This window comes from Micromonospora sp. NPDC049175 (genome assembly GCF_043197345.1).
Taxonomy (GTDB): domain Bacteria; phylum Actinomycetota; class Actinomycetes; order Mycobacteriales; family Micromonosporaceae; genus Micromonospora.
Genome location: NZ_JBICSY010000005.1, coordinates 278992 through 305116, shown reverse-complemented (window position 1 = coordinate 305116; position 26125 = coordinate 278992). Strand labels below are relative to the sequence as shown.

Here is a 26125-nt window from a genome sequence, read left to right as displayed (position 1 = left end):
CGCTGCCCCGCGCCGCCCTGCGCTGCGCTGCCCCGTCAAGATCGCGCTACAACAAGGATGTAGTGGCCTCCCTGAGCGGGGAGGCCACTACATCCACGATCGAGCGTGACCTTGGCACCGCAGGCCGGCGGCGCGGCGGCCGGCGGCGCGGCGGCCGGCGGCGCGGCGGCCGGCGGCGCGGCGGCCGGCGGCGCGGCGGCCGGCGGCGCGGCGGCCGGCGCGGGTCAGGGTGCCTGGGCGGCGACGACCACGGCGTCGGGCGGGGTGTCCGGGACCCTCCGGGCGGCGAGCCGGCGCACCGCGGTGTTCAGCACCGCGATGAGCGGCACGGAGACAAGCGCTCCGGTGATGCCGGCGAGGACGACACCGGCGGCGATGCCGATGATCACCGCGAGCGGGTGCAGAGCGACCGCTCGTCCCATGATCAGCGGCTGGAGGATGTGGCCCTCCACCTGCTGCACGAGGATCACTGCTCCGAGGATGATCAACGCGATACCCGGGCCGCTGTCGACGAGCGCCACCAGCACCGCCACGCCACCGGAGAGCGCCGCGCCGACGATCGGGATGAACGCGCCGAGGAAGACGAGCGCGGCCAGCGGGAAGGCGAACGGGATGTCGAAGACGACCAGGAAGATGCCGATGCCGACCGCGTCGATGAAGGCGACCAGCACGGTCGCCCGGACGTAGGCGCCGAGCGTGTGCCAGGAGGCCCGACCCGCGTCGTCGACCTTCCACCGGGCGGCCACCGGCAGCAGCCGGACCAGGAAGCGCCAGATCCGGTTGCCGTCGCGCAGGAAGAAGAACGTCGCGAAGAGCACCAGGAGCGTGCCGGTCAGCACCTCGGCAAGCGTGGCGGCGGTGCTCAGGGCACCGCTCGTGAACCGTGAGGTGTTGTTGTTGATCCAGCTCTGCGCCTCGTTGATGTAGCGGTCGAGCTGGGTGTCGGAGAGGTGCAGCGGACCTGTCTTGAGCCAGTTCTGGATCTGCCGGACGCCCTCCGAGGACTTCTCGCTCAGCTCCGGCACACCTCGGATGAACTCGTTGACCACGAGCGTCAGCGTGCCGATCACCGCGACGAGACCGCCGACCAGCACCACCGCCGTCGCCAGCGACCGGGGCAGTCGAGCCCGCAGCAGCCAGCCCACCGCCGGCGCGAGCAGCGCGGAGAGCAGCAGCGCGATGGCCAGCGGAATGATCACGATCTTGACGGTGCTGACGACCCTGACCAGCGCCCAGGCCACCACACCGATCACGATCAGCCGCCAGCACCAGGCGGCGGCGATCCGCAGTCCGTGCGGGACGTCGGCGTCGTCCCGGCTGGAGGTCGAGCTGTGCAGGTCCACCGGAGGTTCCGCGCCGTAGACCGAGGCGCTCGGCGGTGCGGTCGGCCCCGGCACGGCCGGCGACGCCACCCGGGCGGCGTCCGACACGTCATCCAACTCGTTGGCCGAAATGCCCTCGTCGGCGGGGGCCGACTCCTGTCGTGCCTGGTAGGCGCGACGAAGCCGCCCGCGTACCCGCTCGAAGCGGCTCAAGCGCACCTCCTGGCAGTGAAACCGGCCCGCCAACGGCGACAGGTCGGAGAGCATACGTCCGTCCCGGACACCGTAGGGCAGTTCCGCCACACAATGCCCAGACCACCACCGGCGTAACCACCGGCGGGCCCGCCGTCGGCCACACGGTAGCGTCTGCGACGTGACCGCCGACAATGATCTGGACGCCGGCCTGCCGATTCGCCTGCTGCACGATCGCGTGCTGGTGCGGATGGAGGGCAGCGAGGGCGAACGCCGCTCCACCGCCGGCATCGTCATCCCGGCGACCGCCCAGGTCGGCAAGCGCCTCGCCTGGGCCACGGCGGTAGGGGTGGGGCCGAACGTGCGCGCCATCGTCTCCGGCGACCGGGTGCTCTTCGACCCGGACGACCGCTCCGAGGTCGAGCTGCACGGCCGCGGGTACGTGCTGCTGCGGGAACGCGACGTGCACGCGGTGGCCGCCGAGCGGATCGAGAACGACCCCACCGGCCTCTACCTCTGACGCACCTCCCCCGGCCACCACGCCGCGCCGCGCATCGTTTGCCCAGCCGCACGACGGGAAGCCATCCGGCGACCGTGGCCCTGGGGAGGGACGATGCCAGTATTCGTGAAGAAGCTGTTGACCTGGGGCAGTGTCGCGTTCCTGATCTACTTCATGGCCTTCCGGCCGGACGGTGCCGCGCAGATCTTCAAGGCCATCGGGGGCGCGCTGATGGCGATGTTCCAGGGCTTCGGTGACTTCCTCACCTCCCTGATGACCTGAGACCGCCGGCCGGGGCGCCTGCCGTCAGGGGTGACCCGGCGGCCACGGCGGCGCCGAGCGCGGACCGGCCCAGCCGGGCGGGCCATAGCCCACCGGAGGCGGTGGCGCGGGGGCCAGCACCACCGGGATCGGCACCACCGGCTCGTCCGGGGCGTCCACCGGACGCTGGGTGCCGTCCGGGAAACGCAGGTGGTAGCGGCTGCCGTCCCAGATCCCCGTCGGGGCCTGCGGGTCGCGGCCGACGAAGAACGACCGGTACGCACCGATCGCGTCCAGCAACTCCCGTTCCTCCCGCGCGGTCCGTTCCTGGTCGGCGGGCTTGCGGTCCAGGCCACGCAGCGAGCCGTCGCGCAGCAGGGCCAGTCGGGTGGCCGCGGACTGGTAGCCGCGCATCGCCCGCACCCCGGCGTCGCCGGCCACCCGCCGCGCCCAACTGCGGGCCGCGTGCCGCCGGCCGAGACTGCTCAGCGCGGCCACCTCGGGTGGGCTCAGCCAACCGGCGCGTACGTAGTCCGGCAGGGTCCGCTCGGTGAGCCTCCCCTCCCAGGCGCGCAGCCACACCGCGAGACCCACCATGCCGAAGAAGACAGGCACCATCAGGCCCAGGAAGCCGTACAGCATGATCACCGCCTCGCCGGTGGCCTGGGTCAGCGTGGGCAGCAGGTTCCACGTGCCGTGCAACATCATCGCCAGCAGCAGCCCGCCGATCGGGGCGAGAACCCGGACCCGGCGGTCCGCCGTCCGGGCCGCGATGCCGAGCCCCACACCTGTCATCGAGGTGAAGAGCGGGTGGGCGAACCCGAACAGCAGGATCCGCAGGATGAAGATCCCGATGACCTGGTTGATGCCGGTCACCGGGCCGTACCGGTCGGCTCCGGACGCGTAGCCCAGACCGCCCAGGTAGAGGATGTTCTCCACCATCGCGAAGCCGACCGCGGACAACCCGCAGTAGACCAGGCCGTCGGTGATCCCGGACCACTCCCGCCGGCGGAACACCAGCAGCAGGATCGGGCCCAGCGCCTTGGTCAGCTCCTCGATGAACGGCGCCACCAGCACGCCGGTGAGCGCGTCGGGCAGCCCCCAGTCGGCGAACAGCCCGGCGGCGAAGTCGTTGACCGTGAGCGAGGCGGCGGTGGAGACGAACGCTCCCCAGGCGAAGCAGAAGATCAGATATTTCAGCGGCTCGGGTTCGTACCGGTCCAGCCAGAGGAAGCAGGCGACGAGCACCGGCACCGGCAGGATGGCGGCGGCCACCCCGATCACCAGGGCCTGGACGCCGAGCGACCGGCCGAGCGTGAAGACCATGTACACCGCGCAGGCGGCGATGAGCAGCACCACCGCGGCCAACGCCAGGAACCGCCGCCAACCGAGCCGGCGCAGCGGCATCCGGGGCGCCTGGCCGACGGACGGGGCCGCGGGCGCGGGCGACGGCGGCAGGGGCGTACCGGGCGGGGTGTCGGCCATGCGGTCAGCGTAGCCATCCGCCGCCGGCTGGTCCGGTCGCATCGGTTGCCGCTATGCTGCCGGGAGGTCACGAGTGCCAGCGTTCAGCCCCGGCTTGCTGGCCGGCAACCCTCGTCGAGTTCGCGGTGGGGTGCCCCGGGTGATGACCGGGCCCAGCCCGATCGGTGTGCTGGGCAAGCGCGGACCCCGTCCCGATGCCGCACCCGGGGTCCCTGACCCCGGAGGTTCCGGCGTGCCCGTCACCCTCGTTCCCTCGCTGCCCACCCTGCCCACCGTCGCGCCCGCGTCGGTGCCGCTCGACGTCCTCGGCGTGCCAGGTGAGATCAACCTGGACTACGCGGCGACCGCACCGTGCGCGCGGGCCGCCGCCGACGCGGTGTCCGAGCTACTGCCCTGGTACGCGAGCGTGCACCGCGGCGCGGGCGCGCTGTCGCGGCGCTGCACCCTCGCGTACGAGCAGGCCCGGCAGACGGTGGGCGACTTCTTCGGCGTCCGCGCCGACGATCACGTGATCTTCACCCGCAACACCACCGACGCGCTCAACCTGCTGGCGCGGTCGCTGCCGGCCGGCACCACTGTGGTCACCTTCGCGGGCGAGCACCACGCCAACCTGCTGCCCTGGCCACGCGGTTCGGTACGGCTGCCCGTCCCCGCCGATCCCGCCGGGGCGGTACGCGACCTCGCCGCCGCCCTCACCGAGCTGCGCCGGGGCAGCAACCCGGCGCTGCCGGTGCTGGTCGCGGTGACCGGTGCGAGCAATGTGACAGGTGAGCGGTGGCCGGTCGCCGAGTTGGCCCGGGTGGCACACCGGCACGGTGCCCGGATCGTGCTCGATGCCGCGCAGCTCGCCCCGCACGCCCCGGTCGACATGCTCGCGCTCGACGTCGACTACCTGGCCGTGTCCGGTCACAAGCTGTACGCGCCGTTCGGTGCGGGTGTGCTGATCGGCCGGGCGGACTGGCTGGACGCCGCTCCGCCGTACCTGGCGGGTGGGGGCGCCACCAGCCACGTCGGCCCGGCCACCCACGACGTGACCTGGGCAAGCGGTCCGGCCCGACACGAGGGTGGCACCCCGAATCTGCTCGGCGCGGTCGCGCTGGCGGCCGTGTGCGCGGCGCTCGGCGCGGCCGACCGGGTCGCGCTGGCCGCCCGCGAGCAGGCGCTGCTGGCGCGACTGCGCACCGGCATCGAGGCGCTGCCGCACGTGGTGGAGCTGCGCACCTTCGGCCCGGACGCGCCCCGGGTGGGCATCGTCTCGTTCGTGGTCGCCGGCTGGGACTCCGCCGACGTGGCCGCGCGGCTGGCCACCGCGCACCGGATCGGCGTACGCGACGGGTTGTTCTGTGCCCACCCGCTGGCCCGGCGGCTGCTCGCCGAGGCGGCGGGGCGTACCGGCCGACGGGACCTGCCGCCCACGGCGTTGCGCGCCAGCATCGGCCTGGGCAGCACCGTCGAGCAGGTGGACCGGTTGCTCGCCGCGCTCGCCGAGCTGGGTTGAGGCGCGCGGTAAACGGTCAGCCGACGGGCGGGGCGGTCGGCGGTTTCGGCGCCTCGCCCGGTTCGGCCGATTCACCCATCGGGCGCTCCTGCTCCCCGAAGGCGGTGCGGATCCACCGGTTCGCCTCCTCCTGCTCGATCCCGGAGGCCACCAGCAGGTCGCTGGCGGTGGTCCGGATCTGGGCGACGACCACACTGCCGGAGAAGCCGACGCCGGCGCCGTACGCCCGGCCGGCCTCGCTGACGGCACGCAACGACCGTTCCCGGGCCTTCTCCGGTTCCTCACCGGCGGCGAACTCGTGTTTGAGCAGCCGGACCGACTCGGCGAGGTGGCCGATCGCGTCCGGCATCGGATCGGGCACCGGCTCCTCGTCCTCGATCAACGTGACGGACCGACGGATCAGCGTGCCGGTGTTGCGCATCGCCCGGTCGATCGGGTCGGCCGCCTCCGCGTAGTGGATCAGTTCGCTGCGGCGGTGCCAGCGGGCCGGGGAGAGGGTGGCGGTCTCCTTCGCCCCCTCGATCGCCTCGGCCAACGTGGCCAGTTCCTCCTTGTTGTTGCGCAGCCGGTCCAGGGCCCGCTGGACGGTGGCGCGGTCCCGGCCGCGTAACCCGTCCGCGGTGGCGTCGAGCTGGGCGGCGAGCAGGTCCAGCGCTGGCCGGGCGGCCCGGTTGATCACCCGGAGCGGGTTCAGCGGCAGCAGCACGGCGGTCACCAGGAGCGCGACTCCACCACCGAGGAAGGCGTCCACGAAGCGCGGGATCTCCAGATTCTGGGTGGACGGGCTCAGCGTCACGATCAGCACCGCCGTGGCCGCCGCCTGGATGACGATGGCGACGCTCGCCCCGGCGAAGATCGTGAACAGGATCGCGACGGTGACCACCAGGCCGAGCTGCCAGGCCCCGGTGCCGAGCAAATAGATCAGGAAGTCGCCGATGGCCACCCCGATCCCCACCCCGACGATCAGCTCGATGGTCCGGCGGAACCGCTGACCTACCGACGCGGCGAGGGTGCCGACCGCGGAGATCGGCGCGAAGACCGGTTGCGGGTTGCCGAGCACCTTGTGCGAGATCAGGTACGCCAGCCCGGCGGCCAGCCCCGCCTGCACGGCCAGGCCGCCGGCCATCCGCACCCGGTGCAGCCGGTCGTGCAGGGTGGCCCGGCCCCGATCGCGCAGTTGCTCGGTGGCCTCGGCGATCCGTGCGCCGTCGACGTCCACCAGCCCGTCGCGCAGCGCGGTACGTCGCACCATTGGTGGTCGCTTGTCCCGGGCCACGGCCATGGGCGCGACTACCCGGGACGGGCCGGCTGAATCCTTCCGCGTCGCGCGCCGTGCCCGGATGCGGCAGACTCGGCCGGTGGCCGATCTGCTCAAGCGGTGGCGGGCGGCAGCCCGGGGTGCTGGTGCGAAGCCGGGTGCGGGGTGGACCCGGGCCGGGGAACTGCTGCTCGAGAGGTGGCAGGAGCCGCACCGGCAGTACCACACGGTCGCTCACCTGACGGCTGTGCTCGACGTGGTGGACAGGCACGCCGAGCTGGCCGACCGACCCGACCTGGTCCGGCTGGCGGCCTGGTGGCACGACGCGGTCTACGACCCGCGGGCCACGGGTGACGCCAACGAACAGGACAGCGCCGCGCTGGCCGAGAGCGTGCTCAGCGGGCTCGGGGTGCCGGTGGCCACGGCGGCGGAGGTACGCCGGTTGGTGCTGCTCACCGCCGGCCACGTGGTGGGTCCGGACGACCGGGACGGCGCACTGCTCTGCGACGCGGACCTCGCCGTGCTGGCCGCGCCCCCGGCGGCGTACGACAGGTACGCGACGGCGATCCGACGGGAGTACGCGCACGTGCCGGAGCCGGCCTTCCGGGCTGGACGGGCGGCGGTGCTGGCCGGCCTGCTGGCGCTGCCCGCGCTGTTCCGGCTGCCGCCGCTGGCGGCCCGCTGGGAGGAGCCGGCCCGGGGCAACGTGCGCCGCGAACTGGCCACGCTCACCGCTGCGGTGCCGCCGACGGGCGAGGGCTGACCAGGTGTTTCGGGCGGCGCAGGTCGGCGGCGCGGAGCAACCGGACCAGCTCCCGGCTCGGCACCACCTGGGCGCCGAGCCACACCGCCGCCGCGAACCGGTCGGCGGGGATGTCGTAGTGGTCCCGGTCGAAGCCGCGCCGGGGCGCGCCGAGCGTCTCGGCGAAGGCGTGCAGCTCGGCGTACGAGACGTCGCTGATCAGGTGTGACCAGAGCCGCCCGCGCCACGGCCAGGCCGGCCGGTCCAGGTAGAGCATGACGTCCAAGCTATCCCGCGTAGTTGATCACGTTGATGATCGGCTGCCGGCGACCTAGCCTCGGTTTCATGGCCCCCACCACGCTCCTGGACGATCTCCGCGCCGCGCTCGGTGCCGACGCCGTGCTCACCGACCCGGACCTGCTGCGCATGCACGAGCGGGACGAGGCGGACCTGTGCGCGGCCGGCACCCCGCTCGTGGTGACCCGTCCGCGCAGCACCGAACAGGTGGTCGCGGTGGTCCGGGCGGCGGCGCGACACGGCGTACCCGTGGTGCCGCAGGGCGCGCGGACGGGGCTGGCCGGCGCGGCGAACGCGGTGGACGGCGCGGTGGTGCTGAGCACCGTCGCGATGGACGAGATCCGGGAGATCGACCCGGTGAGCCGGATCGCTGTGGTCCAGCCGGGGGTGGTCAACGCGGCGCTCGCCGGAGCGGTGGCCAAGCAGGGGCTCTGGTACCCACCCGACCCCGGCTCCTGGGAGTCGTCCACGATCGGCGGCAACGTGGCCACGAACGCGGGCGGCATGTGCTGCGTGAAGTACGGGGTGACCACCGAGTACGTGCTTGGCCTCGAGGTGGTGCTCGCCTCGGGTGAGGTGCTGCGCACCGGCCGGCGGACGGCCAAGGGGGTGGCCGGCTACGACCTGACCCGGCTCTTCGTCGGCTCGGAGGGCACCCTCGGGGTGATCACCGAGGTGACCGTGGCGCTGCGACCGGCCCCGGCCGAGTCGTTGACCCTGGTGGCGGTCTTCGGCTCCACTGCGGCGGCCGGCGCGGCGGTGGCCGAGATCGCGGCCCGTGGGCTCACCCCCAGCCTGCTGGAACTGCTGGACCAGACCCACCTGCGGGCGATCGAGGCGTACCAGCCGATGGGGCTGCGGACCGACGCGCAGGCCCTGCTGCTGGCCGCCGCGGACACCGGCAGCCGGGCAGCCGACGACCTGGCCGCCCTGGCCGAGGTGTGCGCGGCGGCCGGCGCCGACGAGGTGTACGCGGCCACCGACGCGGTGGAGGCCGCGGCGCTGTTGCAGGCCCGGCGGCTGGCCCACCCGGCGATGGAGAAGTTCGCGGCCGACGCCTACCCGGGCGGCAACGGCGGTCTGGTGATCGACGACGTGGCGGTGCCGCGCGGCTCGCTCGCCGCGCTGCTGGACGGGGTGGCCCGGATCGCCGTGGAGTGCGAGGTGCCGATCGGCGTGGTGGGGCACGCCGGGGACGGCAACATGCACCCGAACATCGTGGTCGACCGGGCCGACCCGGTGAGCGTGGAGCGGGGCCGGCGGGCCTTCGACGAGATCATGCGCCTCGGTCTGGACCTGGGCGGCACCTGCACCGGCGAGCACGGGGTGGGGCTGCTCAAGCGGGACTGGCTGGCTCGGGAGATCGGGCCGGTCGGCGTCCGGGTACACCAGGCGATCAAGTCGGCGCTGGACCCGGCTGGTCTGCTCAACCCGGGCAAGGTGCTCTGAGCTGGTGTGGCGTCAGCCCTTGACCTCGGCCGGGGTCGCCTGGGTGAGCAGCAGCAGGATCTCCCCGGCGACCGGCGTGCGCTCCTCACCCGGGCAGTCCTGTGAGGTGATCAGCCCGGTCGAGGTGAGCAGGCTGGACGTGAGCGCGTCGATGCAGGTGCTGCGGTATCTCCGGGCCTGGTCGGTCTCGTCGGCTAGTGCCGGGTTGGCCAGCAGCACCTGGAGCCGTTCGGTCAGCTCCGGGGCGAGGGTGCCCCGGGAGGTGACCCCGTCACCGGCGCAGTCGAGGCACTGCCAGGCGCCGTCGCGTTCGACGCTCAGGGTGCGCAGTGGGCCGTCCTCGCCGAGCCGCTGAATCAGGCTGACCTGGCCGACGGCGACCGTGGTGGGGATCTCCAACTGCGCGCCGCCACCGGCCGAGGCGGACGGTTGTGCCGCCGGATTGCCGCGCGGCTCCCGGTCGAACAGCGAGCATCCGGTCAGGGCACCAACGACGACGGCGGCGAGGACCGGTAGAAGGAGACGAGGGTGCGCGCGGAGAAGCACGCGCGGAAACCTACCCCACCGTAGGTAGCGTTCGAAACCACCATCCGGGCCGGTATCGATGGTTACCCATCGGTAACGTTACAATTCGTCACCTAGCGGACGGCCGCAGCTCGGCCTGATCGTCGCCGCCCCGGTCGGCCGCGAAACCCCTGACGTCCGGAGCGCCGAGCCGGGCCGCGTCCGCCGCCGCGTCGTCAGGCATCAACTGCGACTGCCGCTCCGCCTCCACCCGGGCGCGGTAGTGCTCGACCTCCCGGGCCCGAGTCGCCGCGTCCCAGCCGAGCACCGCGCCCATCAACTCGGCGGTGTGCTCCGCCGACTCCAACCCCCGGTGGCTGGTCTCGAACGAGATCCGGGTCCGCCGGGTCAGCACGTCCTCCAGGTGCAGCGCACCCTCGGCCCGCGCCGCGTAGGCGACCTCCGCCGTCAGGTACTCCGGCGCACCGGCCAGCGGAGACGCGAGCAGCGGATCGGCGTCGATGAGCGCCAACAGGTCCAGGGTGAGGGTGCCGTACCGCTCCAGCAGATGCTCCACCACGCCCACCGGCACACCGTGCCGGCGGGCCAGGTCGGCCCGGTCCCGCCACATCGCCGGGTAACCGTCCGCACCGAGCAACGGCAGATCGGCCGTACGCGACGGGCGGGTGCCGCCGAGCCGGCGGGCGGCCCGGTCGACCACGTCGGACGCCATCACCCGGTACGTCGTGTACTTGCCACCGGCCACCAGCAGCAGCCCGAGCATCGGCTCGAAGACCGCGTGCTCACGGGAGAGCTTCGAGGTCGAGTCGGCCTCGCCGGCCAGCAACGGGCGCAGCCCGGCGTACACCCCCTCGATGTCGTCCGTGGTCAACGGCCGGTCCAGCACCGTGTTGACCTGTTCCAGCAGGTAGTCGATGTCGCGGGCCGAGGCGGCCGGGTGGGACCGGTCCAGCCGCCAGTCGGTGTCCGTCGTGCCGATGATCCAGTGCCCGCCCCACGGGATGACGAAGAGCACCGACTTCGCCGTCCGCAGGATGAGCCCCGTCTCGCCGGTGATCGCCGAGCGGGGCACCACCAGGTGCACCCCCTTGGAGGCACGCACCCGGACGCCGGGCCGCAGGCCCACGTCGTTGAGCATCCGCGACATGTCGTCGCTCCACACCCCGGTGGCGGCGATGACGGTACGGGCGTACACCTCGAACTCCGCGTCCGGCGAGCCCTGCGGCGCCTCCAGGTCGCGCACGCGTACGCCGGTCACCTCACGCGCCTGCCGGATCAGCCCGACGGCGCGCGCGCTGCTCACCACCGTGGCGCCGAGGCTGGCCGCGGTACGGGCCAGCGTGACCACCAACCGGGCGTCGTCGACCTGCCCGTCGTAGTAGCGGATCGCCCCGGCGAGCGCGTCGGGCCGCAGACTCGGGAAGATCCGCCGTGCGCCCTCCCGGGTCAGGTGCCGGTGCAGGGGCATGCCGCGGCCGCCGCCGAAGATCCCGGCGAAGGCGTCGTAGGCGGCCACCCCCGCGCCGTAGTACGAGCGGCGGAGGATCCGGGCCGGCAGGTCCCGCAGGCCCCGCCCGGCCGGCAGCGGCACCATGATCGGCACCGGGCGTACCAGGTGCGGCGCGAGCCGGGTGGCCAGCAGCCCGCGCTCGGTGAGCGCCTCGTGGACCAGGTGGAACTCCAACTGCTCCAGGTAGCGCAGGCCACCGTGGATGAGCTTGCTGGACCGGCTGGAGGTGCCGGCGGCTAGGTCACGCGCCTCGACCAGCGCCACCTTCAGGCCCCGGGACGCCGCGTCCAGGGCGGCCCCCGCACCGGTCACCCCGCCACCAATGACCAGCACGTCGAAGCGCTCGGCGCGCAGCCGCCGCAGGTCGGACGCACGGCGGACCGGCGAGAGCTGACCGGCGACGGATCGGGAGATATTGGGGTCACGCACCCGTCCACCGTAACCGCCATGCCACCGTGTCGACATTCGCCGCCCGGCCGTCGCCCGGTTCGATGATCAGTTCCAGCCGCCGCTCCCACTCCTCGATCAGGTGATGAAAAGTAGGTGTCAGCGGCGCTCCAGACCTATTTCTCATCACTTGATCACCGCACGGCACGTCGACGCGGAGCGGGAACCGTTCATCGTGGTCGTAAGGTTCTCGGATGCACGGTCACCCCGCGTACCCCGGAGTCAGCGACCGCAGTTCCCCATGGCCGGTGGTCGCGGCCGTGTTCGTCGGCTGCTGGACGGTCGCGGTCACCGTGGCCACCCAGACCGGTGGCTGGCTGACCGATCAGTTGCTGCTGGGGTTCGGGCGGGACCGGGTCGGCTGGCTCTGGCCGGTGCTCGGCCTGGCCACCGTCGTGCTGGTGGGCACACCCGCCCTGCTGCTGGCCATGCTGCCCCGCTCCACGACGGTCCGGGCCATCGGGCGGCGCTGGCTGACCGCCGCACTCGTCCTCGGGGTGCTCACAGTGCTGCGGGTCGTGCCGCCGGTGCACCACGAGGCGTACCTCGCCGCGCTGGCCGGTGTCGCATTGCTCGGCGCGCTCGCCGTGCGTCGGTCGGCGCGCCGGTGGGCGTACCCCGCAGCGGCCGGCGCTGTCGGCGGCCCGGCGCCCACCGACGACGGCGACCCCGCGCGGCCCGGGACCGCCGGAAGCCGCGACGCCACCCGGCCCGAAGTGACCGGAGACCGCGACCCGGCCCGGCCCGAGGCCACCGGAGACCGCGACCCGGCCCGTCCCGAGGCCACCGGAGACCGCGACGTCACGCGGCCCGGGGCCACCGGGAACGCGGAGCCGGTCAGGTGGTCACGGCGGCTCGGCGCGGTGCCGCTGCTCGCGGTCGCTGCCGGGGTTGCCCTGCTGCTGCCGTGGGCCTGGTTGGGTGCGCTCGGTGGCCTGCTGGAGACGGCGCTCGCGCTGCTGGCGGCGGCCGTGCTCGGGGTGCTGGCCGCGACCCTGCTCGACGCCACCTTCTGGTCCCGGTTCGCGGTCGGCCGACCGCCCCGGCCGGCTCGGCTGGTGGTGGTCGGCGGCCTGGTCGCCGGGGTGGCGCTGCTGCTGATCGCGGCCGGTACCGGCCAATCCGGCGCGCAGTTGCCCGCACTGTTGACCCTGCCACCTGCGGGTTTCGCCCTGGCCGCGCTCTGGGCCGCGACGTGGCGGCCCACCGCCGACCCCGCCGACGCGGCGCGCGCCGGCCGATCGGCGACCGGCTGGCTGGTGGGCCTGGCCGTGCTCGGCCCGCTGGCCTTCACCGACCCGGAGGAGATCACTCTGCTGCTGGTCGGCACCCGCGACGTCCCGTTCTGGGTGGCGGCCGCCGCCGGCGTCGGGCTCGCCGTCGCGGTCCTGGTCGCCATCGGGTACGCGGTGCTGCTCGCCCGACCGACGGCACGCACCCCGAGCCGTCGGGTCGCGGCGGTGGCGGCCGTGGTGCTGCTGGTGGCGTTCGGCGTGGTCGACCTGGGCCCCGGCCAGCCCGGCCTCTACGGCGAGCGGCTGTTCGTGGTGCTGCGCGCACAGGCCGACCTGACCGGACTGCCGGCCGGGCAGCCGGGTCGGGCCGGGCGGGACGTCCGCGCGGCGGAGGTCTACCGGCGGCTGGTGACGACCGCCGAGCAAAGCCAGGCCGACCTGCTGCGGGGGCTGAACCGTCTGCGACTCGACCCGGTGTCGTACTACCTGGTCAACGCGGTCGAGGTGGACGGCGGCCCGGCGGTGCGGGCCTGGCTCGCCCGCCGGCCGGAGGTGGCCCGGGTACTTGTCAGTCAGCGCCTGCGCCCGCTGCCGGCCCCGGCCGGGCAGAACCGGGGCAGCGCGCCAAAGCCCACCGGCCCGGAGTGGAACATCCTCCAGATCGGCGCCGACCGGGTGTGGTCCCAGCTCGGGGTGACCGGCACCGGCATCGTGGTCGGCAGCTCCGACTCGGGTGTGGACGGCACCCACCCGGCCCTGCGCGCCGGTTTCCGTGGCGGCGACGACTCCTGGTACGACCCGTGGGACGGCACCCGGAGCCCGACCGACCAGGGCGGGCACGGCACCCACACGGTGGGCAGCGCAGTCGGGCGGGACGGCATCGGGGTGGCACCGGACGCGCAGTGGGTGGGCTGCGTCAACCTGGACCGCAACCTGGGCAGCCCCGCGCACTACCTGGACTGTCTCCAGTTCATGCTGGCGCCCTTCCCGGCCGGGGGCGACCCGTTCACCGACGGTCGTCCGGAGCGTGCCCCGCAGGTGCTCACCAACTCGTGGGGCTGCCCGCCGATCGAGGGTTGCGACAGGGGTGTGCTGCGCCCGGCCACCGCCGCGCTGGACGCCGCCGGGATCTTCGTGGTCGCCGCCGCCGGCAACACCGGGCCGTGGTGCGCGTCGATCGACGACCCGCCGGCGCCGTACGCCGACGTGCTGACGGTGGGCGCGGTGGACGACCAACGCCGGGTCGCGGAGTTCTCGTCGCGCGGGCCGGTGCCAGGGGCTGCGGGTAAGCCGGACGTGTTGGCCCCCGGTGTGGGTGTGGTGTCGGCGATGCCGGGCGGCACGTACGCGGCGCTGGACGGCACCTCGATGGCGACCCCGCAGGTGGCGGGGGTGGTCGCGCTGATGTGGTCGGCGAACCCGGCGCTCGTCGGCGACGTGGACCGCACCCGGCAGATCCTGCGGGACACCGCGACGGAGGCGACGCCCACCTATCGCTCCGACAGTCCCTCCGACGCCTGCGGCGGCCCGTCGAACGTCACCGGCTCGGGCCAGGTCGACGCCTACGCGGCCGTGCAGGCCGCCCGGCGGTGAGGTACGCGGACCGGCGCCCGGTGATCTAGGGTCGGCGACCATGGACGCCGAGATCACCGTCACCGAACTGACCCCCGACCTGGCCACCACCGTGGCGCGGCTCTGCGAGCAGGCCCTCGACCTGCCCGAGGACGCCGCCGAGGCGGCCGAAATCGTGGACGTCCTCTGGCCCCGGGCCGCCGCCGCCGACCGGCCGGTGGTGGGGCTGGGCGCGTACCGGGGTGCGGACCTGGTCGGGGTGCTGCTCTGCTCGGTGTCGTCGACCGAGCCGGGTACCGGGCACGTGGACCTGGTCGCGGTCCTTCCGGAGCACCGTCGCCGGGGCGTCGGCCGGGCACTGCTGCGGCAGGCCGAGCGGGTGCTGGCCGATCGTGGCACGACGGAGGTGCTGCTGGCCGGGAACCCGCCGTACTACGCGTGGCCGGGCATCGACGTCCGCTACACCCCGGCGGTCTGCGCCGCCCTCGCGCTGGGCTACCAGCAGGACCGGACCGCCTGGAACATGACCGCGGACCTGTCGTACGACGGGTCGCCGGCACTGCGCTCCACCGAGGCGGCCGAGCGGCGGCTGGCCGATCAGGGCGTCACCGTACGCCGGGCGGAGCCGGCGGACCTGCCGGCGTTGACCGCGTTCGCCCGGTCCACCTTCGGTGGCACCTGGGACGGCGAGTTGGCCGGATCGGTGGGGCGGGACGGCGCCGGTTGTCACCTCGCGGAGCGGGGCGGAGAGATGCTCGGCTTCGCCGCGTACGGGTCGTCCCGGCCGAGTTGGTTCGGGCCGATGGGCACCGCGCCGGCCGCCGAGGGGTCGGGCATCGGTGGTGTCCTGTTGCGGCGCTGCCTGGCCGACCAGCGGGCGGCGGGGCTGACCCGGGCGGAGATCGGCTGGGTGGGGCCGGTGCCGTTCTACTCCGGCAGCGCGGGTGCCCGGATCGAGCGGGTCTTCTTCCTCTACCGGCGGGCCCTGCCGCCGGCGTAACCGGGGCAAAAAGTGTATTGAGTCATTCGCCCGCGTCGGCCATCGACGCCCCCTACCGTTTTGGTAGAGGAGGCAGCCATGACCACGGATGACGACCAGACCGAGGACGGCCCGCCGATCACCTGGAAACCGATCGGCGAACTCCCCGGCCAACTGCCGTTCGACCGGCTCGACTACGGCGACGCCGAGCAACTGGCCGAGATGACCACCGACGACGAGTCGGCGGTCGTCGAGGAGCCACGGGAGATGGTGGACGCGCCGATCCAACTGCTTCCGCCGTACAGCCGGGCGCAGAAGCGGCGCAACCAGCGCCCACTGCCGACCTGACGACGAACGGGGCGGACCGCGTCAGCGGCCCGCCCCGTTCGGTGTCGGAACTGGACTCAGAAGTCCATGTCCCCGCCACCCGGGCCAGCCGGGGCAGCCGGGGTCTTCTCCGGCTTGTCCGCGACAACGGCCTCGGTGGTGAGGAAGAGCGCCGCGATGGAAGCGGCGTTCTGCAGCGCCGAGCGCGTCACCTTGGCCGGGTCGATGATGCCCGCGGCCAGCAGGTCGACGTACTCGCCGTTGGCGGCGTTGAGGCCGTGACCCGCTTCGAGGTTACGAACCTTCTCCACCACGACGCCGCCCTCGAGGCCGGCGTTGACGGCGATCTGCCGCAGCGGGGCGTCCAGCGCCACCTTGACGATGTTCGCACCGGTGGCCTCGTCGCCGACCAGGTCGAGCTTGTCGAAGGCGGTCTTGCCGGCCTGCACCAGCGCGACGCCACCACCCGGGACGATGCCCTCCTCGACGGCGGCCTTCGCGTTGCGAACGGCGTCCTCGATGCGGTGCTTGCGCTCCTTGAGCTCGACCTCGGTGGCCGCGCCGACCTTGATGACCGCAACGCCGCCGGCCAGCTTGGCCAGCCGCTCCTGCAGCTTCTCCCGGTCGTAGTCGGAGTCGCTCTTGTCGATCTCGGCCCGGATCTGGTTGACCCGGCCCTGGATCTGCTCGGCGTCACCGGCACCGTCGACGATCGTGGTCTCGTCCTTGGTCACCACGACCTTGCGGGCGCGGCCCAGCATGTCGAGGCTGGCGGCGTCGAGCTTGAGGCCGACCTCTTCGCTGATGACCTGGCCACCGGCGAGGATGGCGATGTCGGTCAGCATGGCCTTGCGGCGGTCACCGAAGCCCGGCGCCTTGACGGCGACCGACTTGAAGGTGCCACGGACCTTGTTGACCACCAGGGTGGCGAGGGCCTCGCCCTCCAGGTCCTCGGCGATGATCAGCAGCGGCTTGCCCGACTGCATGACCTTCTCCAGGATCGGGAGCAGGTCCTTCACCGACGAGATCTTGCTGTTGGCGATCAGGATGTACGGGTCGTCGAAGACGGCCTCCATACGCTCCGGGTCGGTCATGAAGTAGGCCGAGATGTAGCCCTTGTCGAAGCGCATACCCTCGGTGAGCTCCAGCTCCAGCCCGAAGGTGTTGCTCTCCTCGACGGTGATGACGCCTTCCTTGCCGACCTTGTCCATCGCCTCGGCGATGATCTCGCCGACGGTGCTGTCGCCAGCGGAGATGGAGGCGGTGGAGGCGATCTGCTCCTTGGTCTCGACGTCCTTGGCGAGCTTGGACAGCTCCTCCGAGACGCTCGCGACCGCGGCCTCGATGCCCCGCTTCAGGGCCATCGGGTTGGCGCCGGCGGCCACGTTACGCAGGCCCTCGCGAACCAGGGCCTGGGCCAGGACGGTCGCCGTCGTCGTGCCGTCACCGGCAACGTCGTCGGTCTTCTTGGCGACCTCCTTGACCAGCTCAGCGCCGATCTTCTCGTACGGGTCCTCGAGCTCGATCTCCTTGGCGATGCTCACACCATCGTTGGTGATGGTGGGGGCACCCCACTTCTTCTCGAGCACGACGTTGCGGCCCTTGGGGCCGAGGGTCACCTTTACGGCGTCGGCGAGCTGGTTCATGCCCCGCTCGAGGCCGCGGCGCGCCTCTTCGTCGAACGCGATCATCTTGGCCATACGGCGTTGTCCTCCTGGACACTCACGGGCCACCCGAGATGTGTGCCCCGGATGGGCCGCCTGGTGTACGCACCTTGGGACGTCGCCACCTGGCGACGACGACGTCCTTCGGCCGGGCCGGATAGCCCGCGACGACCGGCCATGTGTCGCCCCGGCGTCTCCACGCCGGTGCAACCTGGCCCCACCGTCCCGACCATTGGCACTCACGGTATGCGAGTGCCAATGACTTGTTTAGCACTCTCCCCTGCCGAGTGCAAGCACGATGGGGCCGCTCAGCCGAGTTCCGCGGCCAGTCCAGCGGTGTTCACCGGCGCCTCATGGGCTCGCTGCTCGGCGTACGTCACCAGCAGACCGATCATCTGGGCAAGGTGGGCGGGCAGCGCCAGCACGGCGGTGACCCCGATCACCGCCACCACCCCGGCGGCCGTACCCGGCGACCTGAGGGGATCGGTGCCGAACAGGGGGGTGCCCGCCCCCTCCAGGGCACCGGTGATCACGTTGACGACGATGACCGCCAGGGCCACCAGAGCCACCCGACCGAGCAGGAGGCCGAGTCGGTCGTGGAACATCCGGAACGACCGGCCGATGGGGTCGCGGCGTTCGAAGAGATAGACCGGGCCGGCCATGCTCAGCGCGAACGTCAGATAGATACCCGGCAGCACGCAGCAACAGAAACCGACGCCGGCGATCAAGCTGATCAACAGGGTCCAACCCCAGAGCCCGAGTGCCCGACGGACGCCGTACCGCAGCGCCGATTCCAGGTTGCCCGGCTGACCGGACGCCTGCTGCGTGATCACCCAACTGCCGGCGGCCCACCCGATGGCCTGCACCAGCCCGAGCAACAGGCTGCCGCCGATCCCCACCGCGAGGAGACCCGCCAGATCGACGCCGAAGGTGTCCGGCAGCACGGGATTCGGGTCCGCCCCGACCTGGGCTTCCCATCTCGAGGTCGGGTCGAGGCCCAGGGCGATCACCGCGAGCACGGCCGCCGGCAACACCTGGGTGAGCAGCATGATGGGCACCAACTGCCGCCAACTGCGGCGCAACGCTCCCAGACACCTGTTGAACCAGCCGGCCAGGCCGGCGCCGCGGGGAGTGACCAGGGGATCGTTCGGGTCGAATCCGTAATCCGGCGGGTACCAGCCAACCGGCGACCCCGGATACCAGGGCACTGCACCGTAGGGACCCGAGCCGGGCGGGTAGCCGCCGGTGGGCGGGAACGTCCAACCCGGCGGCGGCGCACCCCAGGCGCCCTGCGCCGGATCCCAGCCGGGCGGCGGGCCAACCGGAGGTACGCCCGGCCGCAGCTCGGATGGCGTCTCCGGAGTCACGCCGGAACTGCCGTAGGGCACGGTCGGATCGGACGGCACGGTCGGATCGGACGGCACAGTCGGATCGGACGGCACAGTCGGCACGGTCGGATCGGACGGACCCGGCTCCCCCGGCCCGGAGGGTGGGGTGGGCGGGGGCCACTGGTCAGTCATGAACGCTCCTCAGCATTGGCTGGAACGGCCACGATCTTCCCGGTTGTGCGCCCGTGTCGCAGCCCCGACGCGCGGAGCCGATCAAGGAGGAAAGCTCAGGCGATGACGCGTACGTGCTCGGCCTGCGGGCCCTTCTGACCCTGGGCGATCTCGAACTCCACCCGCTGACCGTCGTCCAGCGCCTTGTAGCCGTCCATCTCGATCGCGGAGAAGTGAACGAACACGTCCTGACCGCCGTCGACGGCAATGAATCCATAGCCCTTTTCGGCGTTGAACCACTTCACGGAGCCCTGTGCCACGGTGCACTTCCCTCACTATGCGCGGCGTTGCCTGACCTGGCGCACGGCATGGCCGGACGCCCACCGGCCACCACCCTCAGCGATCGATGGCGACCATTGAAAAAGGTGACCGAAATCGCACGCTACACGAGGAGTGACAGCCGCGCACGGCCGCAAATCGGGCATATTCCGGGGCGATCGGACTGCGCCTGTCGGCCGACTTCTCGATCCACCGGATCCATGTCGGCGATTGCCCGACACAGCTCCCGGAAGCCCCGCCGCCGCGCCACCGGACGCCGCGCCAGCGGGCGGACCGGGCCGCCGGACGCCGCACCACCGGGCCACCGGGCCACCGGGCCACCGGGCCACCGGGAGCGGGGACGGCCGTGACGCTGGGCCACCGGGAGCGGGGACGGCCATGACGGCCGCCGGCCCTGTGGTAGGCATGCGGGCATGACCACCGATACGGGCGCGACCGCCCTACGGCAGGCGGAGATCCGCCGGGTCCGGCCGGAGGACGCCGCCCGGATGCGGGCACTGCGTCTGGAGATGCTCGCCGACGCGCCGTTGGCCTTCCTGGAGACCCTGGCGGATGCGGCGGCTCGGCCGCACACCGAGTTCACCGCCCGGGTCGCGTACACCTCGGCCGGCCCCGGCAATGCGCAGTTCATCGCCGACCCGGGTGGCCGGCTCGTCGGGCACGCCGGTGGCACGGTCTCGCACAACGAACCCGGGCTCACCGTGATCTACGCCGTCTACGTCACGCCGGCCTGGCGGGGCAGCGGACTGCTCGGCGAGCTGATCGACGGGGTGGCCGCCTGGTCCCGCGCCTGTGGCCGACTGGAGTTGCTGCTGGAGGTGGTGGTCGGCAACGACCGTGCCTACCGCGCCTACCAACGGCTGGGCTTCACCGACACGGGCGTACGCGTCCCCCACCCCACCGTCCCAGCCCTGACCGAACTACAAATGCGGCGCAAGGCCTGACCGGCAGAACCACCGCGTTGGGCCGGGCCGCGATGATCGCGCTCGAACCAGGATGTCAACGCCGTTGCGTTAGGGCGAGCGGTTGTTCGTCAATGGGCACTCTCTCGCTGATCATGCTGTTGTGCCGGGTGGTCTTGTCCTTCGACCCAGGGTGGTCGGCCAGAGGTACGTGGGGTGCCGGTCGACGGGGCCGGCTCTGCCTGTCCGGGGGTAGTCGGGGGTCCTTTGCTCTGCACCCGCGGGCGCGACGGCTACGGTCTGCGACCGGCGCCTATTGGGGTGCAGAGCAAAGGGGGCGACTCGTGCACCTCGCCCGAGGGGCAGTTGGTGATCGAGGTCGTGCCTGGCCGGCCGCAGCGCGCCACCGCAACCACGTTGAAATCCAGGACAACACCGTTGCTCTAGGCGGAACCATTGCTCGTCAACCGCGCCGCCTCGCCGACCACGAAGCTGTGGCCTGCAACAGAACGCCCGTAAAGCCCCAAACCGGCACCACGACTAGGTGATTGCCAGGCTCGGACTGCCCCCGCTCCGCGATCTTGCACTTTCTGTCCCGACACAAGGGGCATATCACCTATATGGACAACCGAAACTGCAAGATCGGCGCGAACTCGCGAGACACACCCTGACCTGAATGTAGCCGCTGGGAGGCCACTACTCGTGGATCGAGCGCGATCATGACCAAGGGCAGTGCCCCGGGCCAGACACGCCGCCGCCCACCGCGCCCACCGAGGGTTTCCGGGGCAGCCCGACCCGCGCAGGGATCAAGCCTGACCGCCCGGAGCGGGTCGGGCTGCCCCGGAAACCCCAACCGCGAGGGACGGGAAACACCACCCCGCGAGGCACGGAACACCACCCCCGCGAGGGACCGGAGCACCCCGACCGCAGCCAAAGATCAGGCGTGCCGCCGCGACTGCACGATGCGGAAGCGATTCGCCACGTACGCCCCGTCGGTGAGCGCGGCGTTGGCCGCCGCGTTGGCGCCACTGCCGTGGAAGTCGGAGAACGCCGCCGACTGGTTCACGAAGACCCCGCCGGTGAGGTTGCAGGACAGATGCACACCGACCTCGACCGCGACCGCCTCGGTGGCGTCCAACACCGCATCGTCGGTCGAGTAGACCCCGGCGGTGAGCGCGCCCTTCTCGCCGACGGTGCGGCGCAGCAACTCCAGGCTGTGGGCGGTGGAGTCGGTCGCGATGGCGAACGAGATCGGCCCGAACCACTCCCGGCCGTACGTCTCGGTGTCGTCCGCGGTCAGCTTCACGATCGTCGGGGTACGCACCACCGCGTCGGCGTACGACGGGTGCGCCACGGCCCGCGACTCCAGCACCGGCTCGCCGACCTTTGTCACCTCGGCCAGCCGCTCCAGCACCCCGTCGTTGACGATGGCGCCGGTCAGCTCGACGCCTCGGGCCGGGTCGGCGGTGAGCTTGCCGACCGCGGCGGCGATCCCGCCGGCCACCTCGTCGAAGCTCTTGTGCCCCTGGTCGGTCTCGATGCCCCCGGTGGGGATGAGGATGTTCTGCGAGGTGGTGCACATCTGACCGCTGTACAGGGTCAGCGTGAAACCGAGGTTGCGACACATCCCGGCGAAGTCGTCGGTGGAGTCGATGACGACGGTGTTCAGGCCGGCCTTCTCGGTGTAGACCGACGCCTGCCGGGCGTGCGTCTCCAGCCAGTCGCCGTACTCGGTGGAACCGGTGAAGTCGACGATCTTCACAGCGCGGTGCAGGGCCAGGTCGCTGGCGAGCTTCTCACCGGGAGCCTCGGCCGCCAGCATGATCAGGTTCGGGTCGAACCCGGCCTCGGCGAGCACCTCCCGGGCGTACTTCACGGTGATCGCCAGCGGCAGCACCGCGCGCGGGTGCGGCTTGACGAGCACCGGGTTGCCGGTGACCAACGAGGCGAACAGCCCGGGGTACGAGTTCCAGGTCGGGAAGGTGTTGCACCCGATCACCAGCGCCACCCCACGCGGCACCACGTGGAACGTCTTGGTCATCCGCAGCGGGTCGCCCTTGCCGGCGGCCTTCTCCCAGCCGGCCGTGGCCGGGTGCCGGGTCATCTCGGCGTACGCGTACGCCAGCGCCTCCAGCGCCCGGTCCAGCGCGTGCGCGCCGCCGGCCTGGAAGGCCATCACGAACGCCTGCCCGCTGGTGAACTGCACCGCGTTGGCCAGCTCGAAGATGTGCTTGTGCAACCGGTCGAGAATCTCCAGGCAGACCCCCACGCGGGCCTGCGGGCCGGCGTCGCGCCAGGCCGGCAGCGCCGCGGAGGCGGCCTCGATCAACTCACCGGGGCCGGCATGCGGGTACCGCACCGCCAGCTCCACCCCGAACGGGCTCGCCTCGGTGGCGACCCGAGCGCCAGCGCCCGGCTGGTCGAGCGGAAAATCACCACCGAGGTACGCCTCGAAGGCGGCCTTGCCGTCGGCGGCGGCGGTCTCGCCGTACACCCGGGGGCTGGGAGATTCGGGATAGGCGGACCAGTAGCCCCGCTCCGTGATCGCGGTCAGCGCACGGTTGAGGGTGTCGGCGTGCCTGTCGTACAGGGGCTGCGGGGTCTCCGTCATGCCCGCCATCATGCCCGAGTCAGGTCCGCGAGCAGTAGCGCGAATGCCCGACAGCGACTCATGCCCGAGTCAGGTCCGCGAGCAGTAGCGCGAATGCCCGACAGCGACTCATGCCCGAGTCCGGTCCGCGAGCAGTAGCGCGAATGCCCGACAGCGACTCATGCCCGAGTCAGGTCCGCGAGCAGTAGCGCGAATGCCCGACAGCGGGGTTGTTCGGGTCGGCAGCGGGTAACCGCGGGCCTCCGGCCGGGAAAGCCGGCCAGGAGAGGGCGGCGGGTGAGGATCACCGAGATCCGGGTGCACGGGGTCGCCAACAAGGGACCGGAGGCGCTCCTCGACCGACCGATCGTCGCGCGGGTCGCGGGAGACGACAACGCCGGCTTCTACCGGCCGCGGCCCGGTTACGGTGCCCCCACGGACAGCACCGGGGTGACGCTCGAGGCGTACCGCTGGAGTCGGCTGACCGGCGGTACCGCCACCCGTACGTTCTCCCTGGTCCTGCTCCTGCCGTTCATGCTCAGCAACATCGCGGTCTGGATGCTGCCGGTCACCGGCCGGGGCGGCCACGTCGCGCGGGCGCTGTGCCGGCTGCTGGCCGCGACGATGACCGCGATGTACGTGCTCTCCACCGTCGGGGTGTCCCTCGACCTGATCGCGTGGCAGTGCGCGGCCTACCCGAGGTGCCTGGAGGGGCGGCGGGAGGTTTCCTGGCTGGGTGACGTGCCGCCAGGTCAGCGGCTCGCACTGCTGACCGTGCCGCCGATCATCGCGATCGTCCTGATCTGGCGGCTCGGTGCCCGGACCTGGCAGCTTCCCGAGAACAGCGACCACCCGCCCGGGGTGGGCGCCGACCGACTCGACGCGCCCGCCTTCTGGAACACCCGCGCGCTGCTGCGCCGACTGCGCTTGATTCACGTCGCGGTGGCGCTGGGCACGCTCGACCTCACTCTGCTGCTGGCTCTGGCGCCGCACGACGCCACCCTGCCCGGCTGGCTGCTGCTGGCCGCGGACGTGGCGCTGCTCGGCGGCGCGTTGGTACTGCTCTGTCGGCCGGCGATTGAGCGGCGCGGAGAGCAGGACCAGCGGAGTACGCCGACGATCCGCTGGTTGGCCGTTGCGCTCACCGCACTGACCATGGGGTACGCGTCGCTGCCACGGCCGCCGTGGGAGGCCGAAGGGATGTTGCCGGGGTACGGGACACTGGTCGCCGGGCTGTTCGCCGGGCAGGTGGTGCTGCTCGCGATGCTCGGCCTGGTGGTCGCGGTGCAGCGCCGTTCCCTCCCCCGGCCTCTCTTCCTGCTGGCCGGGCTGGGCGCGCCGGTGCTGATCACCGTCGCGATCGGGTTGGCCGTCGCCTACGACTCGGGCCTGACCTACGGGCTCGCCGAGTATCTGGACCGTGGTTCCAGCCCGACGCCGGCACGGCCTCTGCCGCCTGGTGCGCCACCGTTGTCGCCACCGATCGCCTACCGCTGGGTGACCCTCGGCTTCACCCTCGCAACGCTCCTGGTGCTCATGACGGCCCTGCTCATACCCCGGGTCGGCCGGAATCGTCGCCGCCGGGAGGCCGAAAACGTGGTCCGGCGGGACTACCCGGAAGCCTCACGGGCTGCCCCCGAACGGGTCCGGGCCGTCCGCGACGCGATCGTGCGTGCTCGACTGACGGATCGGCTCGGGCCACTGCTGGCCGGCGCGTACGTGGTGTTGGCACTGCTCACCCTGGCGGCGGCCGGGCTCTCGGTGATCGGTCCCGGCCCGGGTGCGCTCGCACTCCGACTCGGCGGTGAGCCGCTGGCCCGTCCGGTGATCTTCGTGACCGACCTGGGCGCCCTGCTGATCGGACTGTTCGCCGCGGTCCTCGCGGTGATGGGACTCGTCGCCTACCGATCCGGCGCGATCCGGCTGGTCGGGGTGCTCTGGGAGCTGGCCACCTTCTGGCCGCGTACCGCGCACCCGCTCGCCCCGCCGTGCTACGTCGAGCGGGCGGTCCCGGAGCTGACCCGCCGGATCGGGCAGCTCACCGCCGACGGCAACGCGGTGGTGCTCTCCGGGCAGAGTCACGGCAGCGTGCTCGCGGCGGCGACGGTCCTCCAACTCCCCGAGCACTGCCGCCGGCGGGTGGCCCTGCTCACCTACGGCGCCCCGCTCGGAAACCGGTACCGGCGGATCTTCCCGGCGTACGTCAGCGACGAGATGTTGCGCGAGGTCGGCAACCGGTTGACCTGGCGGTGGATCAACCTGTGGCGGTATACCGACGCGGTGGGCGGACCGGTGTTCGTCCCGCTCGTCGACGGATCCGACGACCCGGCCGCCCGCGTCGACCGTCGGGTGCGGGATCCGTCGGGACTCCTCATTCCACCGACGGACACCGTGCCCCCTCCGGTGCGGGGCCACCGGTTCACGCCGGACGACGACTTCCAGGCCGCGATCCGCGAGCTGGTCGAGCGCTGGGAACGGCCGGATGGGTGAACGCCGGATCAGAGCGTGAGCTGCCAGTCGGTCCAGGCGTCCACCGGGCGGAAGCCGAGCAGCTCGTTGATCGCCACCATGTAGCTGTTGCTGGTCGCGTTCCAGGTGTCGATCACGCGGACCGCCGGCTCGTGGGTGAGCAGGTGGTGCAGGTTCTCGGCCTTGGCGATGAGGCCGAGCCGGTGCCCACGGTGATCCGGGTCGACGATGGTGATCTGCTGGTACGCGTGCCAGTCGGCGGAGGCGCCCACGTCCAGCAGGGTCCAGGCGACAAGTCGACCGGTCGCCTCATGACGCATCCCGAGGTGGTAACACCGCCGGCCCCGGGCGTCCAACGCCCGTTCGTTGCCACGGATGCGCTCGGCGTCCACCTGCTCCGGTTCCCACTGCACGTCCCCCATGGGCGCGTCCGTGAACAGCCGGCCGTCCAGGTAGGCGATGTCCGCGACGTACTCCTGCGGGGTCGCCCCCTGCCAGCAGACCGACCGGTAGCCCTCGGCCCGCGGCTGGGCCTCGGCCAGCGCCGCCCGCAACGCGAGCCGGTCGATCTCCTCGACATCGAGCCGGCGGCGCACCTCGGCGAGGGCCCGCTGGGCGCCGGTGGCGGCGGCGAATGCGTCGCCCGCCCCGCTTCGGGCCGGCCCGCCGGGCAGCGCGGAGACGGCCATCGCGACCACCCGCTTACGGCCGCGCTCGCGGAGCAGGCGCACCCCGTACTCGTGCAACGCCCGACCGACGCCCCGCCGCCGCAACTCCGGATGCACCGTCAGCTCGGCGCCGGCGTTGTCGGGGTTGTCGAGGTACGGCAGGTCGACCTGGAGGAAACCGGCCGGCACCCCGTCGAGCCGGGCCAGCGCCCAGAGCGACTCGGTACCGGGCATCGGTGTGTGGAAGAACGCGTCGAAGCGTCGCCGGCAGAAGGGCGGCAGGTCCGGCAGATCGACGTCTTTTGCCGCCGCACCGATCAGGTACGCCTCGTCGACGGCGGTTCGGTCGGTGCCGTCGAACGACGCGATCGTGATGCTCATGCCGCTGAGCCTGCG

Annotated in this window: 21 protein-coding genes and 1 riboswitch; of the genes, 10 read left to right on the top strand and 11 right to left on the bottom strand. The window is 72.5% G+C overall.

From position 1 onward, the window contains the following. Nucleotides 1-224 precede the first annotated feature (224 nt). Nucleotides 225-1589 (bottom strand): AI-2E family transporter, encoded by a 1365-nt coding sequence (locus ACGFH8_RS21635; RefSeq protein ID WP_393369745.1) that lies wholly within the window; start codon nucleotides 1587-1589, stop codon nucleotides 225-227. Nucleotides 1590-1695: 106 nt separating this feature from the next. Here ACGFH8_RS21635 and ACGFH8_RS21630 point away from each other — a divergent pair, with 106 nt between their 5' ends. Next, nucleotides 1696-2034, top strand: a complete 339-nt coding sequence (locus ACGFH8_RS21630; RefSeq protein WP_355027574.1) for a co-chaperone GroES — start codon at nucleotides 1696-1698, stop codon at nucleotides 2032-2034. A gap of 93 nt (nucleotides 2035-2127) precedes the next feature. Beyond that, nucleotides 2128-2295 carry a hypothetical protein gene (locus tag ACGFH8_RS21625; RefSeq protein ID WP_357253742.1) on the top strand — a complete coding sequence of 56 codons (168 nt, stop codon included), beginning with the start codon at nucleotides 2128-2130 and terminating at the stop codon, nucleotides 2293-2295. A 24-nt stretch (nucleotides 2296-2319) separates the two neighbouring features. On the opposite strand, the gene ACGFH8_RS21620 is transcribed toward ACGFH8_RS21625, so the two are convergent. Beyond that, the gene (locus ACGFH8_RS21620) at nucleotides 2320-3801 is read right to left on the bottom strand and encodes a PrsW family intramembrane metalloprotease (RefSeq protein ID WP_393369742.1); all 1482 of its coding nucleotides are present in this window, start codon (nucleotides 3799-3801) and stop codon (nucleotides 2320-2322) included. 23 nt (nucleotides 3802-3824) lie between these two features. Continuing rightward, a riboswitch (SAM riboswitch) is annotated at nucleotides 3825-3945 on the top strand. 46 nt (nucleotides 3946-3991) lie between these two features. Here ACGFH8_RS21620 and ACGFH8_RS21615 point away from each other — a divergent pair. Then, nucleotides 3992-5257: an aminotransferase class V-fold PLP-dependent enzyme gene (locus ACGFH8_RS21615; protein ID WP_393369739.1), complete on the top strand. Its 1266-nt coding sequence runs from the start codon at nucleotides 3992-3994 to the stop codon at nucleotides 5255-5257. Nucleotides 5258-5273: 16 nt separating this feature from the next. Here the strand turns inward: ACGFH8_RS21615 and ACGFH8_RS21610 are convergent, their stop codons facing one another. Continuing rightward, nucleotides 5274-6476 carry an aromatic acid exporter family protein gene (locus ACGFH8_RS21610; RefSeq protein ID WP_393370454.1) on the bottom strand — a complete coding sequence of 401 codons (1203 nt, stop codon included), beginning with the start codon at nucleotides 6474-6476 and terminating at the stop codon, nucleotides 5274-5276. A 139-nt stretch (nucleotides 6477-6615) separates the two neighbouring features. On the opposite strand from ACGFH8_RS21610, the gene ACGFH8_RS21605 reads away from it, so the two are divergent. Beyond that, on the top strand, nucleotides 6616-7278 hold the full coding sequence (locus ACGFH8_RS21605; protein ID WP_393369737.1) for a metal-dependent phosphohydrolase: 663 nt from the start codon (nucleotides 6616-6618) through the stop codon (nucleotides 7276-7278). On the opposite strand, the gene ACGFH8_RS21600 is transcribed toward ACGFH8_RS21605, so the two are convergent. After that, nucleotides 7244-7534: a DUF4031 domain-containing protein gene (locus ACGFH8_RS21600; RefSeq protein ID WP_357570832.1), complete on the bottom strand. Its 291-nt coding sequence runs from the start codon at nucleotides 7532-7534 to the stop codon at nucleotides 7244-7246. The two genes, ACGFH8_RS21605 and ACGFH8_RS21600, sit on opposite strands and share 35 nt — an antisense overlap. Before the next feature lie 68 nt (nucleotides 7535-7602). On the opposite strand from ACGFH8_RS21600, the gene ACGFH8_RS21595 reads away from it, so the two are divergent. Continuing rightward, the gene (locus ACGFH8_RS21595; protein WP_393369734.1) at nucleotides 7603-9003 is read left to right on the top strand and encodes an FAD-binding oxidoreductase; all 1401 of its coding nucleotides are present in this window, start codon (nucleotides 7603-7605) and stop codon (nucleotides 9001-9003) included. A gap of 12 nt (nucleotides 9004-9015) precedes the next feature. Here ACGFH8_RS21595 and ACGFH8_RS21590 read toward each other — a convergent pair whose 3' ends face one another. Both ACGFH8_RS21590 and ACGFH8_RS21585 read right to left on the bottom strand, forming a co-directional pair. After that, nucleotides 9016-9549, bottom strand: a complete 534-nt coding sequence (locus tag ACGFH8_RS21590; protein WP_393369731.1) for a hypothetical protein — start codon at nucleotides 9547-9549, stop codon at nucleotides 9016-9018. Between the two features lie 88 nt (nucleotides 9550-9637). Continuing rightward, nucleotides 9638-11452, bottom strand: a complete 1815-nt coding sequence (locus tag ACGFH8_RS21585) for a glycerol-3-phosphate dehydrogenase/oxidase (protein WP_393370451.1) — start codon at nucleotides 11450-11452, stop codon at nucleotides 9638-9640. 227 nt (nucleotides 11453-11679) lie between these two features. Here ACGFH8_RS21585 and ACGFH8_RS21580 point away from each other — a divergent pair, with 227 nt between their 5' ends. The 3 genes from ACGFH8_RS21580 to ACGFH8_RS21570 all read left to right on the top strand — a co-directional run bounded on the left by ACGFH8_RS21580 (nucleotide 11680) and on the right by ACGFH8_RS21570 (nucleotide 15619). Next, a complete protein-coding gene (locus ACGFH8_RS21580; protein WP_393369729.1) occupies nucleotides 11680-14313 on the top strand; it encodes a S8 family serine peptidase in 2634 nt (877 codons plus the stop codon). A 40-nt stretch (nucleotides 14314-14353) separates the two neighbouring features. Then, entirely contained in the window at nucleotides 14354-15292 is a 939-nt protein-coding gene (locus tag ACGFH8_RS21575) for a GNAT family N-acetyltransferase (protein ID WP_393369726.1), read from the top strand. Between the two features lie 78 nt (nucleotides 15293-15370). Next, nucleotides 15371-15619 carry a hypothetical protein gene (locus tag ACGFH8_RS21570; RefSeq protein WP_393369724.1) on the top strand — a complete coding sequence of 83 codons (249 nt, stop codon included), beginning with the start codon at nucleotides 15371-15373 and terminating at the stop codon, nucleotides 15617-15619. 56 nt (nucleotides 15620-15675) lie between these two features. On the opposite strand, the gene groL is transcribed toward ACGFH8_RS21570, so the two are convergent. The 3 genes from groL to ACGFH8_RS21555 all read right to left on the bottom strand — a co-directional run bounded on the left by groL (nucleotide 15676) and on the right by ACGFH8_RS21555 (nucleotide 19081). Beyond that, nucleotides 15676-17298 carry a chaperonin GroEL gene (groL, locus tag ACGFH8_RS21565; protein WP_030490078.1) on the bottom strand — a complete coding sequence of 541 codons (1623 nt, stop codon included), beginning with the start codon at nucleotides 17296-17298 and terminating at the stop codon, nucleotides 15676-15678. Nucleotides 17299-17570: 272 nt separating this feature from the next. Further along, nucleotides 17571-18782 (bottom strand): hypothetical protein, encoded by a 1212-nt coding sequence (locus tag ACGFH8_RS21560; RefSeq protein ID WP_393369721.1) that lies wholly within the window; start codon nucleotides 18780-18782, stop codon nucleotides 17571-17573. 95 nt (nucleotides 18783-18877) lie between these two features. Beyond that, a complete protein-coding gene (locus tag ACGFH8_RS21555) occupies nucleotides 18878-19081 on the bottom strand; it encodes a cold-shock protein (protein WP_088950422.1) in 204 nt (67 codons plus the stop codon). 432 nt (nucleotides 19082-19513) lie between these two features. Between ACGFH8_RS21555 and ACGFH8_RS21550 the strand changes: the two genes are divergently transcribed. Further along, complete coding sequence (locus ACGFH8_RS21550; RefSeq protein ID WP_393369718.1) at nucleotides 19514-20044, top strand: GNAT family N-acetyltransferase; 531 nt, start codon at nucleotides 19514-19516, stop codon at nucleotides 20042-20044. An 895-nt stretch (nucleotides 20045-20939) separates the two neighbouring features. Here ACGFH8_RS21550 and paaN read toward each other — a convergent pair. Next, on the bottom strand, nucleotides 20940-22613 hold the full coding sequence (gene paaN / locus ACGFH8_RS21545; protein WP_393369715.1) for a phenylacetic acid degradation protein PaaN: 1674 nt from the start codon (nucleotides 22611-22613) through the stop codon (nucleotides 20940-20942). A 276-nt stretch (nucleotides 22614-22889) separates the two neighbouring features. Here paaN and ACGFH8_RS21540 point away from each other — a divergent pair, with 276 nt between their 5' ends. Then, entirely contained in the window at nucleotides 22890-25082 is a 2193-nt protein-coding gene (locus ACGFH8_RS21540; protein WP_393369712.1) for a hypothetical protein, read from the top strand. An 8-nt stretch (nucleotides 25083-25090) separates the two neighbouring features. Here ACGFH8_RS21540 and ACGFH8_RS21535 read toward each other — a convergent pair whose 3' ends face one another. Beyond that, entirely contained in the window at nucleotides 25091-26110 is a 1020-nt protein-coding gene (locus ACGFH8_RS21535) for a GNAT family N-acetyltransferase (RefSeq protein ID WP_393369709.1), read from the bottom strand. Nucleotides 26111-26125 lie beyond the last annotated feature (15 nt).